Genomic DNA, 12,905 nt, shown 5'->3' with positions numbered 1-12,905 from the left:
CTTGCGATCGAATGAATGCTCGTCTGAAGTTGTATCAGTCTCTCATATCAGCTAATCCTTAAAAAACAGTCTTTTGGCGGGGCAAGGCGAGGACGCTCTCGGATGCAGATGGAACAACCCCAGGTGACACAGGTAAGCGCTATTCATCTGGTTGCCAACGCCGGCTCGGGCCAAGGCAGCGCGAAAAGGGCGGCTAGACAGCTGGAAGTCGTCTGCGCCGAGCGAAATATCCGTTTTCGTCGTTACCTCGCCCGCAAACCCGCGCAGCTGCCGGCACGAATAGAAGCTGCCACTCAGGCCGCCAGATCCGAAGGCGGCCGGGTGGTTGCCATGGGAGGTGATGGCACCATCCGTGCCGTGGCCCAGGCCCTTAGCGGCAGCGATACACCGCTGGCGGTGATTCCCGCGGGTACGTTCAATTTTTTCGCCCGCAATCTCGGTATTCCGCTGGAGCAGGACAGGGCGATCGATCTGGCCCTGGGCGGCACGCTGCGCGCCGTGCACCTGGGGCGGGTAAATGACCATACCTTTATTATCAATGCCAGCTTTGGCCTCTATGCCCGGCTTATCCGCGCCCGGGAGCAACATACCCGCCGGTTTGGACGCCACCGTCTGGTGGCGATCGTCTCCACCTTGCTCACCCTGTTACGCGGTTTCCGGGCCATGGATCTGCAGATCCATGATGGGCAGGCGCAGAGAGGTATAAAAAGCCCGATGGTGTTTGTCGGCATCAATGCGTTGCAGTTGCGCGGTGTCGACCTGGACATAGACAGCTGTGTCGCCACACGCCAGTTGGGCGTTGTCGTCATGCGTGAGGTGACCCAGTGGTCGCTGTTTCGCCTGACGCTGCGGGGGCTGGTCCGGCGATTGCGCGACGAGCAGAGCCTGGAGAATTTTTGTGCCGAGCATCTGAGGATTCAACCGGACCGCCGCAAAGTCTCGGTGGTGCTCGACGGCGAGCGGATCCGCATGCGCGGACCGCTGGAATTTGTGATCGACCGGGACGCGCTGCGTGTCGTGGTTCCGGCAACGAAGGAGAGCAACTGATGCGTATCCTGCACCTATCCGACCCCCATTTCGGCACCATTCCCGAACCTGTGGGGCAGCAGCTGGAGTCGCAGGTCCATGAACTGGCCCCGGATCTGATTATCTTCTCCGGTGATATAACTCAGCGCTCCCGGGAGGATGAGTTTAACCAGGCTGCCGAATTTGTCGGGCGGATGCCGGATGTCCCGCTGGTTGCGGTGCCGGGTAATCATGATATCTCTCTGCATAACCTGGTACGCCGGTTCCTCGACCCCTACGGACGTTTTGTCGACGCCTTCGGGCGCCTGCCCCCCTTTGCACAGGAGTGCAACGGCGTACAGGTGATCGCGCTGAACTCGGCCCCACGCTGGCGCCATATCAATGGCGAGATTAACGCCAATGCGCTGCGCGAAACACTGACTGAGTACACCCGGATACCGGCGAAGCTGCGCATAGCCGTGTTCCACCACCCGCTGGACTGCCGACGGATGCAGGACCGCTACAATATTGCGCGAGGCTCCAAGCGCGCCATACCGGTGCTCAGCGAGCAGGGTATCGACCTGGTACTGGGTGGGCATATTCACGACACGATGATGCGCACCTCCGAGCACCGCTATCCCAAGATCTTTCCCCGTATGCTGATGCTGCTTGCCGGCACCTGCATGTCATCGCGCACCCGACTGGGGGCTCCGAACTCGTTCAACCTGATCGATCTGCTGGAAGAGAATACTCTGCAGGTGCAGCGTTGGGATCTGGATAAGGTCAGTGCCGCGTTTCACCCGGTAGAACAGGGGCTGTTCAGTCGCGATGAAATGGGCTGGTCGTTGGTGGAGTACCAGCGTCCCGATCATCCGGAACGCCCGCCAACCAACCACCACTATTAGCTTTCCAGGCTTTAACTGGCTTGTTAGGGGTTATCGCCTATCTTTATTCATACGCATGCCATTGCCAACCAAGCGCATAAAAATTCAACTTGGGCTGGGCTCATAAAATCGGTTGGCAGCTATAGTTGTGAGTAACAGCTTGTTTTGTCAGTCGATAGAAACAGGTTTACTTGGATCTGTAACATAAAGCTGACATATGTAAGCTATTGGAGACGGAGCCCGCTCTGGCGGGAAGGGAGGGTGGCGATGAATGAAGCAGTTTCCGCCCAGCCGGATCCGCATGAGGAGGAACTCGCCAAGATACTGATAAACCGGGGCCTCCTTAGCGAAACTGACTTGGGCCGAGTAAACCAGATGCAGTCCGGTGCAGTTGCATCAGGGCAGCGCTCGGAACTTCTGGTCCGGTTGGGCCTGGTATCGGAAAGGAATCTGGCCAGTGCACTGGCCGAACTCTATGACTCGCCGCTGCTGACTGCCGAAGAGCTGCAAACTCCGCTTGATCTCAACGACCGTGTTTCTGTGCGCTTCCTGCGCGAATACAGCGTGCTCCCCCTGGCCGAAACGGATGGAAAACTGGAGTTGGCCATGGCCTATCCGGCGGACCAGTATGCCCGCCGGGCGCTGGAACTGGCCTGGGGCATGCCGGTATCGGCAAAAGTCGCTGCATCCTCCGATATTCTGGCGCTGCTGGATCGCTACTACGGCGAGGGCCAGAGCCAGATGGGCGATATTCTCGCCGATGTGGGGCCGGGTGAAGAGCAGGAGGAGAGCGTCGAGGAGCTGATGGATCTGGCCAGCGGCGCCCCGGTGATCCGGCTGGTCAACCTGATTATCCAGCGTGCCGTTGAGGCCCGAGCCTCTGATATCCATATCGAACCGTTCGAGAACGAGCTCAAGGTCCGTTACCGTGTTGACGGCGTACTGCAGGAGGGCGAAGCGCCACCGGTACAGCTGTCGCCGGCGGTGATTTCGCGTCTGAAAATCATGGCGCGGCTCAATATCGCCGAACGCCGGTTGCCGCAGGATGGCCGCATAGAGCTGAGAGTCCAGGGCAAGGATCTCGATATCCGTGTCTCCACCGTGCCCACCATGCACGGCGAGAGCGTGGTGCTTCGATTATTGAATCGCGAGAGTATCACCTTCGATTTTCAGTCTCTCGGCTTTACCGATGCCTGCCGTGCCCAGCTCGATGAACTGTTGGCCATTCCCAACGGCATGATCCTGGTGACAGGTCCCACCGGTAGCGGTAAAACCACTACGCTTTACACCGCACTTCACCAACTTAACACCCCGCAACGCAAACTGATCACCGTCGAGGATCCGGTGGAGTATCAGCTGGAGGGGATCAACCAGATCCAGGTGAAATCCTCTATCGGACTCAGTTTTGCCAACGCACTGCGCTCCATTGTGCGTCAGGACCCGGATGTGATCATGGTCGGTGAGATGCGTGACCTGGAAACCGCCCGTATCAGCATCCAGTCGGCCCTGACCGGCCACCTGGTGCTATCGACCCTGCACACCAACGATGCCTCTTCCAGTATCACCCGTATGCTGGAGATGGGAGTTGAAGACTACCTGCTTACCTCGACACTGAATGCCGTCATCGCCCAGCGACTGGTGCGCGTACTCTGTCCGCACTGCCGCGAGCCCTACACGCCGCTGCCGGAGCTGGTGCGTGAAACCGGCCTGGAGCGATTTGCCGAGGGAAAACCGCTCCAGCTCTGGCGCGCCAACGGCTGCAAGGAGTGTCAGGGCACCGGATTCCATGGCCGCCTGGTGATCCATGAACTGCTGCTGATGAACGATGAGATCCGGCGCCTGGCGCTGGATCATGCCGACTCCGGCCGCATCCATGCCGCGGCCCGGGCCAGCGGTATGCGCACCATGTATGAAGATGGCTGCGCCAAGGCGCTGCAGGGGCTGACCAATCTTGAAGAAGTCATCCGCGTGACTCAGGAGTGACGGTCCATGCCTCAATTTGTTTACCGCGCCGTCACCCAGGAAGGGGAAGAACTCAAAGGGGAGCTGGAGGCTCGCGATAGCCAGGGCGTGGTGCGTCAGCTGCAGGGCAAGGGTTTGATCCCGCTGCTGGTGGAACCGGCCGGTGCCACTTCCGATCTTGGCGCCTTCCTGAAACTGGAGATGGGCGGTCAAAGCAAACGCCAGCGGGTACAGCAGTTTACCCAGGACCTGGCCGAACTGATGCGGGCCGGGCTGTCGCTGGACCGCGCGCTGCAGATCATGTCCCGGGTCAGTGAAGATAAAGACCAGCAGGCGCTGCTGAAGCATATCGAAGACGAGGTACAGCGCGGACGCTCCCTGTCCCGCGCCTTGCAGGAGCAGGGCGGCCTGTTTTCACCCTTTTACGTCAGCATGATCCACGCCGCCGAAACCGCCGGCACCCTGGCCGAAGGGCTGCAGGACATGGCGTTTTACCTGGACCGTAGCCGCGCCCTGCGTGAGAAAGTGTTATCCGCACTGCTCTACCCGATGATTCTGCTGTTTGTCGCGATTCTCTCTCTGGTGGTGATCCTTACCTACGTTATTCCCCAGTTCGAACAGCTCTTTTCCGATATGGGCGAAGCCCTGCCGCTGGCAACCCGGGTGGTGATGGCGGTGGCCGACTTCGTGCGCATTTTCGGCCCCTGGCTGCTGATCGCGCTGGTGCTGGCTGGACTGGTGTTTCGCCAGCGGCTCAAACGGCCGGAAGTTCGCCTGCACTGGGATAGGGTGTTACTGCGGTTGCCGCTGGTCGGCGGACTGATTCAGCGGATGGAGACCGCCCGTCTGAGTCGCAGCCTGGGCACCCTGCTAAGTGGTGGTGTACCGATGGTCAACGCACTGCAGATCGCCCGCGGCACCTTGGTTAACCAGCATCTGGCCTCCATCGTCGCCCAGGTCAGTGATGGCGTGCGCGAAGGGCGCAGGCTGGGGGAACCGTTGCATGCCACCGGGGAGTTCCCACCGCTGGCGATCCAGATGATCCAGGTCGGCGAAGAGACCGGCCAGCTGGATGAGATGCTGATGAAAGTCGCCGAGCTATACGACCGTGAGGTCGGACTCAACATCCAGCGGATGCTGACCATTTTGGAGCCACTGTTAATCGTCGGGCTCGGCCTGCTGATCGCCGGGATCATCATGTCGATCCTGGTGGCGATCATGTCGATCAATGAATTGCCGCTCTGATACAGGAGTTAGAGGACAGGAAGAATGAACAGAAAACAGAGTGCAAAACGCGGAATTGCGGGCTTTACGCTGCTTGAGCTGCTGGTGGTGCTGGTGATACTCGGTCTGCTCGCCAGCCTTGTTGGCCCCCAGGTGCTGCGTCACGTGGGCAGCTCCAAAACCAAAACCGCGGCGCTGCAGATACAGGAACTCGGCGCGGCGCTGGATCTGTATCGGCTCGAGGTCGGCCGCTATCCCACGACCCAACAGGGGTTAGAGGCGCTGGTGCAGCAGCCCTCAGGCACCACCAACTGGAATGGCCCCTACCTCAGCAAAAGCGTAGTGCGCCAGGACCCCTGGGGTAATGACTACATCTACCAGGCGCCCGGGTCACATGGTGAGTATGACCTTTATTCCCTGGGTGCCGACGGCCAGGAGGGTGGAGACGGTGAGAACCAGGATGTGTCCAGCTGGGAATAGAGAGAGGGCACAGGGAATGACGCTGCTCGAGCTGCTAGTGGTGCTGGTGATCGCATCGCTGATGCTGACGCTGGTAGCGCCCAATATAGGCAATGTGCTGCCCGGCAGTGAGCTGAAAGCCTTTGCACGGCAGAGTGCGGCGCTGTTACGCGAGCTGCGTAGCGAAGCGGTCAGTCGCAGCCAGGTGGAGCAATTGGTACTGGATACGGAGGCACGGGGTTATCGCGATAACGGCGAGGTGGTGGTGAGTTGGCCGGATGATATCAGTGTTGAACTGTCGCCAGGGGAGTTACCTGCTTTCATGCGTAACCCCTTCGTCGGCGACAAGGCGTTGATGTTCTTCCCGGATGGCAGCAGCAATGGCGGACGTCTGAGCCTGGCCCTTGAGGGGAATGGGGGATATGTAATCGAAGTGGACGCCCTCAGCGGGAGGATCTCCATCGATGAACGCTAGCGGTGCAGCGAACAGGCAGACCGGTTTTACGCTGCTGGAAGTACTTGTGGCGTTTGTGATTTTGGCAAGCATGTTGGGCGTGGTGCTTAACCTTAATTCGTTGGCGCTCGATAGCACTTCGCGGGCGGCAGAGCGGCAGCAGGCGCTGCTACTGGCGCAGTCTCAACTGGATCGGGTACTGGCGCGAAGAGAGTTACGCCAGGGGCGCGAAACCGGTCGTTTTGAGGATGAGCGATACGAATGGGAGTTACGCGTAAAACGGTTTGATTTTCCGGACTGGGATCCGTCGGTGGAGAGTGTGTCGGAACCCTATGAAATTGAACTCAGCGTCTACTGGGACAGGGAAAAGAGCCTGACGCTTAACACCTTGAGATTGGTGAGGCCGTTGTGAATCGTAAATATGCCGGCGGGTTTACGCTGGTTGAATTGATGATTGCACTGGTACTGACCGGCATGATCATGATGTTGCTGTTTGGCAGCCTGCGTGTCAGCTCCCGTGGCTGGGATGCCGCCGAGCAGCGCCAGCAACAGGTGTCTGAGCAGTACCAGCTCCAGCAGTTTCTGCGCCGTTTGATAGGACAGGCCAGGGGCGAACGGGTACGCGATATCGACAGTGTGATTCAGGTGGCATTCCGGGGCGAGTCAGATCAGCTGATGTTTGTTGCACCCCGCTTCAGCCAGAGCAGCGAAGGCGGACTGCTCTGGTATCGCATCTTCCTGAGCGAGGCGACCGACGAGCGTCCCCAGGCATTGATGCTGCAAACCCGGACATACGCTGAGCAGGAGGGCGTCGACTGGTTTTCGTTGTTCGATACCGATCGTGTGACCCTGCTTGAAGGTGAAGAGGAGGAGATCCAGCCGCCAGAGGAGCACCTGCTGCGTATCACCGGAGATGCCCGCTTGAGCTTTCAATACAGCTTTTTCGGCAACGATGGCAGCGAGGAGGAGAGCGATCAGTGGTTGCAGGAGGCTCGACTGCCGACACTGGTGGAGCTGACCCTGGAGGAGTTTGATTCCGGCTACGAAGAGGAGCAGCCGGAGACGCAACTGTTAAGCAGTTGGCAGCCGCTCAGCGTTGCATTGCAGGAGTACAACTATGCCGTTCGCACTGACTGACAGCCCAGACAGCATGTACCCCCTGACACAGCAGGGCGTGGTGCTCGTGACAGTGCTCTGGGTGTTGATCCTGCTGAGTCTGATTGCAACCAATCTTTCGTTGGGTGGACGAGGGTTTGCGCGCCAGACCCTTAATACTGAGCAGGCGTACAAGGCGGGACAAGCAGCGGACGCCGGGTTGGTATGGGCACTCTGGAGCCTGCAGCAACAGGAGCCCTATGGCTGGTTGGCGGACGGCTCAGAACACAACATGGAAATAGGCGGTACAGAGGTGCGTGTGTCACTGCAGGATGAGAGCGGAAAGCTGGATTTGAATACGCTGCCCACCGAGCTGCTCGACGCGCTGATCGAGCCGGCGATGGAAGATGACAGCCAGCGGGCGGCGCTGGTGGCGGCCATCGAAGACTGGCGCGATGAAGACGATCTGATCCGCCTGAACGGTGCTGAGGAGGATGAATACCTGGCGGCCGGGCGTTCTGAAGGACCCGCCAATCAGCCGTTCAAAGAGGTGGCGGAACTCGCCAATGTGCTGGGGATGACTGTCGAGGTGTACCGCCAGATTCAACCGAGCCTGACAGTGCGAACGCAGTCCCGGACCATTAATCCAACGGTGGCGCCGTTTGAGGTTCTGATGACACTACCCAATGCCAGTGAAGGCACAGTGCGCAGTTACATAGATCAACGCCGAACCGCCTGGGAAAGCCAGTTGCCGTTACCGGAGCTGCCCTTTGACGGTGACCCTTACGTCGCCAGTAGAGGAGGCGGTAGAGAATATACCGCCCGGACAGAGGCAAGGATTGAACCCTATACCCGGGTGCAGCAGATCGTACATATCACCCGGGGTGGCCAAGTGCCCAGAGTGGAACAGGAGCGGGTATTACTTCTGGGGTCAAACGACGATACAGAGCGGGAGGTAGCCGGAAATGAACGGTGAACCGCAGCTGAAAACTAAACGCCTGGGCGCCAGTATAGGTTTGCCGTTGCGTCAATTCTGGGACTGGTGGACCGGCGAGTTAAGCAGCCTGATACCAGAACGCTGGCGCAGTCGCATGGAAGGCAAAGAGATGCGCCTGCATTACTCGGCCGTTGGTTTCGAGGTCAGGGAAAACGGTCAACAACTTCGTATTCCGCTGGACCAGGTGGCCTCTGACCCGACGCTGGCCACCTGGCGCACATTGGGAAAAGGGCGGGTTGGTCTGGTGGTCACTCTGAGTGATGACGACGTTCTGCGTAAAACCCTGTCACTGCCCGCTTCCACGGAATCGCGGCTTGAGGCGGTACTTGGCTTTGAACTGGATCGCCACACCCCATTCAGCGCGACTCAGGCCAGTTACGGTTATCGTGTTGCCGGGCGTGACCGAAGTGCACAGCGCATAGAGGTGGAGCTGTTTGTCCTGCCCAACGCGGTGCGCGAGAGGGTTGTGAATTCCCTGGCAGAAGCGGATCTGCATCCAGCGGCGATACTGCCGGAATCCGCTTTTTCCGAGGGACGCTCCCTGTCGTCTCTGAACCTTCTGCCAGAAACCCAGCGGCCTGAAAGCAAACGCTCTGTGCTGCTGCGAAGTCGCCCGGTGCTGATCGTTCTGCTGCTGTCGCTGGTGATCGGCGTACTGTTTTATCAGCGGGAAGAGCGTCTGTTGGCCTTGCAGCAGGCGATAGGACCGCGCGAGTCAGTGGCTGAAGAAGCCCAGGCGATACGATCAGAGATCGAACTGATGGAGTCGGGCGGCCAGTTTATCTATGAGCGTAAAACCACACGCCCCGCCACAATTGTACTGCTGGATGAACTGACACGGCGGCTACCCGATTCGACCTGGCTAAGCCGTTTTGAACTTGAGGGCGATGAGCTGCGTGTTCAGGGCGAGTCCAACAGCGCATCAGGCCTGATCAGTCTATTGGAGGAATCGCCGCTGCTTGAACAGGTGAGCTTTACCTCGCCTGTGACGATTAACCCCAGGTCGCGTAAAGAGCGTTTTAGTCTTACGGCTCAGGTTCAGGGGGAGGTAGCACAATGACAAACCTTAAACCCGGGCAGAGTCGCTTCATAGCTGTCGCACTCCTGGTGGTCGTTATCCTTTTACTGATACGCATTCTGCTGGTGCCGCTCTGGGTGAGCTGGAGTGACTACGGTGCCCGTATCGATGCATTGGAGAACCGGCTGGCCGTCTATGAGCGTCTCGCAGAAGGCCTCCCTGAGGCGAAAGCGCGACTTGCGGCACTGCAGGCGAATCAGCCCTCCGATGACTGGTACCTGGCCCAGGCGACCCCCGCGTTGGCAGCCGCGGGCCTGCAGCAGCTGCTACACCGGCAGGTTGGAATCGGCGGGGGTCAGGTCATCAGTACCCAGATTCTGAACCGCGACGACGACAGCCCTCTGCAACCTGTATCGATCCAGGTACATCTGCGTGGTGAATTGAACGACCTGGTCGATCTGCTTTACAACATTGAGTCAGGGCGGCCTGTGCTGTTTGTCGATAATCTCCGAGTCCTTGCCAACCCCCGCCGCCAGATCAGCGCCCGTGCCAGGAATCTGCGGGACCGGGCGGCCGCTATTCCGGCACTGGATATCCGCTTCGATCTCATCGGGTATACGGGTCAGGAGGTGTCGCCATGAACATTATCCAGGCTCTTTTAATCGGGGCGTTGGTGCTGGCAGGTATAGACCCTGCGGTGAGCGCGGAACAGGAAAACGTCATACCCGATGCGGCGCCAATGGATGCTGCTTCACAGAGTATGGAACTGCCCGAGCTCCCTCCCCGTGATGCATTCGACGAAATTCTCCAGCGCCCACTGTTTAACACCAATCGCCGTCCCGACGCGACGGACTCGCAGGCCACCGCTGTCTCGGCAAGAGAACTGCGTGAGACCTGGCGCTTGACCGGTGTGTTTATGGTCGGCGAGGTACAGAAAGCGTTGTTACGACAGCGTGATGGAGAGGGACATAGGCTGCTGACAACAGGGATGCCGCTGGATGATACCTGGATGCTGAACGAGATTACGCCGGAGGGAGTGGTCATGGATTCCGGCGATGAGCAGGTGCGTCTCGACCTGCTAGAGCCCCGGGATACAGAGCCGGTGGCCTCGATGGCTGAGCCGACAGAGACGGAACAGGCCGATTCAGAGGTGCGGCGATTGGATGAGCGGGCCCGCGAGGCCGCGGAACAGTTGCAGCAGGACTTACAGACGACGAGGGATGAGCGCAATGAATAATTATCTCCGCTTTATCTGGCTGACAGGTTGCGCACTGAGCCTGAGTGCCTGCGCCCTGCAAGATACCGGTAATCCGAACGCGCTGGACAGCATTTACAGGCAGGATGACCCGCCCCAGGCATCGATACCGGTTGGCGAAACCCTGGCGCGCCAGCAGCGCCTGGGACAAAACCGGTCGGAAGATCGTTTCGCTACTGAGGCTGTGTCGCCATCCGGTGGTACCGGGCAGGATGTTGAGATCTACAGCGGCAGTGGGACCTTCGTCGACCTTAGCGCTGCCGAGACGCCGGTACCGGCGGAAGGGGATATCACCTTTAACTTCCAGGATGCCGAAATCAGCGAAATCGTAAAAACGATTTTGGGCGATATCCTGCAGGTCAACTACATCCTCGATGACCGGGTTCGCGGCACCGCCAATATGCAGACCACAAGACCGATCAATCGTGATGCACTGATTCCCACGCTGGAAAAACTGCTCCAGGTAAATGGTGCCGCGTTAGTGGATCAGGGAGACTTCTTTGAGGTGGTGCCGATCGACAGTATCAATGGCGGTACCGTTAGCCTTAAGGCCAACCTGAGTGCCGACCGTGGCTACCAGATGCTGGTAGTCCCGCTGCGTTACATAGGCGCTCAGGAGATGGTCAAAATTCTCGAACCGATGAAACCCCGTCAGGGTCTGCTGGAAGCCGATACCTATCGCAACATGATCACCATTGCCGGCACGCAGGCAGAGCTGATCAACCTGAAAGAGACCATAAAGGTATTTGATGTAGACCAGCTGCGGGGCATGTCAGTGGGGCTATATCGCTTGCAGGCGGTGGACCCTGAGCAGCTGATCAGTGAACTGGAAGCGATATTCGGCGACTCTGCCGATGGGCCTCTGGCAGGTGTTGTACGCTTTTTACCGATCGAGCGCCTGAATGCGATTCTGGTGATTACCCCGCAGAAAAAATACCTGGCGGATGCTGGAGCCTGGGTACGCCGGCTTGACCGCACCGAAGGCGCCCAGGGACTGGGCATGTATGTCTACTACGTGCAGAACGGACGTGCTGAGAGCCTGGCGGAAATGCTGGGCAACCTGTTTGAAGGGCAGCGCCGCAACCGACAGGAGCGGGAAGCGAATCAGCCGCGCCCGACCGAGCCTACACCTGCCGCGGGGGAAGAGGGGACTGATGGCGGTATTACCCGCACGGAAGCGACCCAGTCGGCACCGGCCAGCCTCGATGTGGGGGATGTCGATATTATCGCCGACACTGAGAATAACGCCCTGCTGATCATGGCCTCGCCGACGGACTACGATAAGGTCTACCGCGCGATCCAGAAGCTGGACGTGCTGCCACTGCAGGTGCTGGTGGAAGCGACGATCGTCGAAGTCTCCCTGCAGGATGAACTGCGCTATGGCCTGAACTGGTTCTTCAAAAGCCATCTTGGAAACACAACCAAGGGAGTCGGTACTATCGGTAGCTTCGCAACTGATGTTGCTAATAGTGCCACTTTCGAAGTGTTCAAAGCCGGCCAGACCCGGGCCCTGCTTAACCTGCTGGCATCGGACTCGCGCCTCAACGTAATCTCCTCACCGTCATTGATGGTGCTGGATAACCGTACTGCCGAGATCCGGGTGGGTGACCAGGTGCCGATCCGTACCTCCTCAACCACCAATACCAACAGCGATAACCTGAACACCACCAGTACGATTCAGTACCGTGACACCGGCGTTCTGCTGGAGGTGACCCCCAGGGTAAATGCCGGCGGTATGGTGGTGCTTGATATTACCCAGGAGGTTAATGATGTGGCCGAGGAAACCACCAGTTCCTCCATCGATTCCCCCACCATTACCCAGCGTCGCATCAACACCAGTGTGGCGGTGCAGAGCGGCGAAACCCTGGTGTTGGGTGGCCTCATAAGAGAAAACCGCAGCAACGGCAGCGAAGGCGTGCCGTATCTGCGTCATGTGCCGGTGGTGGGCCTGGCGTTTGGCAGCAAGGGTAAAAGTGTAAACCGCACGGAGCTGGTGGTGATGATTACACCGACTGCCGTGACCGACACCGCCGATGCGCGGGAGGTCACGCGGGAGTATCAGAACAAGCTGCGGGGTCTGGAGTTGCCTTCGCGCCCGCTTGATTCATCAACAAATCCATAGAGTTAATTCAACGTCCAAAGCTCAGTCGAAACTTCGGCCCACAAAGGCCAGGTTTCGGCTGAGCCCCTCTGTTCAGAATCCTGCGGACCCATTACTAAAAGTTGTTCAACCGTTACCTGGTGTTTACATCCATGCGGATTTCCCAAAGTCCATAACTATCAACCACTTATATTTAATCATAAGCAATTTATATAAGTGGGTATTACAGTTATATTCTCCGCCTCCTGCCCACAGCCAAGAAAACAATTAATTATCAATGACTTAGATTTTAGGCACGCTCTTTGTATCTCATAGGGCACCTAACGGCTTTGGCAAAGACATGCCCAGGTCGACCGCTGGGGGATATGTGTACCAGCGGCCAGGTATCCGCAGAGATGCCGGTTTTTCGCCCTTTGTATGTCATTTCCGCCACCCGTTTGTGTGTGAGGGG

The 12,905-nt window shown here is 58.5% G+C and carries 13 protein-coding genes; all 13 read left to right on the top strand.

Translation table 11 applies throughout. From position 1 onward, the window contains the following. The first annotated feature begins 102 nt into the window (after window positions 1–102). Window positions 103–1,047 (top strand): diacylglycerol/lipid kinase family protein, encoded by a 945-nt coding sequence (locus tag ACQUQP_RS13190; protein ID WP_432695494.1) that lies wholly within the window; start codon window positions 103–105, stop codon window positions 1,045–1,047. Then, window positions 1,047–1,910, top strand: a complete 864-nt coding sequence (locus tag ACQUQP_RS13185; RefSeq protein ID WP_432695493.1) for a metallophosphoesterase family protein — start codon at window positions 1,047–1,049, stop codon at window positions 1,908–1,910. Before ACQUQP_RS13190 ends, ACQUQP_RS13185 begins: the two co-directional genes overlap by 1 nt. A gap of 246 nt (window positions 1,911–2,156) precedes the next feature. After that, a complete protein-coding gene (gspE, locus tag ACQUQP_RS13180) occupies window positions 2,157–3,872 on the top strand; it encodes a type II secretion system ATPase GspE (protein ID WP_432695492.1) in 1,716 nt (571 codons plus the stop codon). 6 nt (window positions 3,873–3,878) lie between these two features. Next, window positions 3,879–5,096: a type II secretion system F family protein gene (locus tag ACQUQP_RS13175; RefSeq protein ID WP_432695491.1), complete on the top strand. Its 1,218-nt coding sequence runs from the start codon at window positions 3,879–3,881 to the stop codon at window positions 5,094–5,096. Window positions 5,097–5,120: 24 nt separating this feature from the next. Continuing rightward, window positions 5,121–5,555 (top strand): type II secretion system major pseudopilin GspG, encoded by a 435-nt coding sequence (gene gspG, locus ACQUQP_RS13170; protein ID WP_432695490.1) that lies wholly within the window; start codon window positions 5,121–5,123, stop codon window positions 5,553–5,555. Window positions 5,556–5,571: 16 nt separating this feature from the next. Beyond that, window positions 5,572–6,009 carry a GspH/FimT family pseudopilin gene (locus tag ACQUQP_RS13165; protein ID WP_432695489.1) on the top strand — a complete coding sequence of 146 codons (438 nt, stop codon included), beginning with the start codon at window positions 5,572–5,574 and terminating at the stop codon, window positions 6,007–6,009. Beyond that, window positions 5,999–6,400: a type IV pilus modification PilV family protein gene (locus ACQUQP_RS13160; RefSeq protein WP_432695488.1), complete on the top strand. Its 402-nt coding sequence runs from the start codon at window positions 5,999–6,001 to the stop codon at window positions 6,398–6,400. The genes ACQUQP_RS13165 and ACQUQP_RS13160 overlap by 11 nt, the downstream gene beginning before the upstream one ends. After that, on the top strand, window positions 6,397–7,125 hold the full coding sequence (locus ACQUQP_RS13155; protein WP_432695487.1) for a PulJ/GspJ family protein: 729 nt from the start codon (window positions 6,397–6,399) through the stop codon (window positions 7,123–7,125). Before ACQUQP_RS13160 ends, ACQUQP_RS13155 begins: the two co-directional genes overlap by 4 nt. Beyond that, a complete protein-coding gene (locus tag ACQUQP_RS13150) occupies window positions 7,106–8,059 on the top strand; it encodes a general secretion pathway protein GspK (RefSeq protein ID WP_432695486.1) in 954 nt (317 codons plus the stop codon). Before ACQUQP_RS13155 ends, ACQUQP_RS13150 begins: the two co-directional genes overlap by 20 nt. Beyond that, a complete protein-coding gene (locus tag ACQUQP_RS13145; RefSeq protein ID WP_432695485.1) occupies window positions 8,049–9,140 on the top strand; it encodes a PilN domain-containing protein in 1,092 nt (363 codons plus the stop codon). The genes ACQUQP_RS13150 and ACQUQP_RS13145 overlap by 11 nt, the downstream gene beginning before the upstream one ends. After that, window positions 9,137–9,739, top strand: a complete 603-nt coding sequence (gspM, locus tag ACQUQP_RS13140; RefSeq protein WP_432695484.1) for a type II secretion system protein GspM — start codon at window positions 9,137–9,139, stop codon at window positions 9,737–9,739. Before ACQUQP_RS13145 ends, gspM begins: the two co-directional genes overlap by 4 nt. After that, complete coding sequence (locus ACQUQP_RS13135; protein ID WP_432695483.1) at window positions 9,736–10,335, top strand: hypothetical protein; 600 nt, start codon at window positions 9,736–9,738, stop codon at window positions 10,333–10,335. The genes gspM and ACQUQP_RS13135 overlap by 4 nt, the downstream gene beginning before the upstream one ends. Further along, complete coding sequence (gspD, locus tag ACQUQP_RS13130) at window positions 10,328–12,475, top strand: type II secretion system secretin GspD (RefSeq protein WP_432695482.1); 2,148 nt, start codon at window positions 10,328–10,330, stop codon at window positions 12,473–12,475. Before ACQUQP_RS13135 ends, gspD begins: the two co-directional genes overlap by 8 nt. Window positions 12,476–12,905 lie beyond the last annotated feature (430 nt).

Source organism: Marinobacterium sp. YM272 (assembly GCF_050908845.1).
Taxonomy (GTDB): domain Bacteria; phylum Pseudomonadota; class Gammaproteobacteria; order Pseudomonadales; family Balneatricaceae; genus Marinobacterium_D.
Note: the sequence above shows the minus strand (reverse complement) of the source record. Positions and strands in the feature narration are given on the sequence as shown.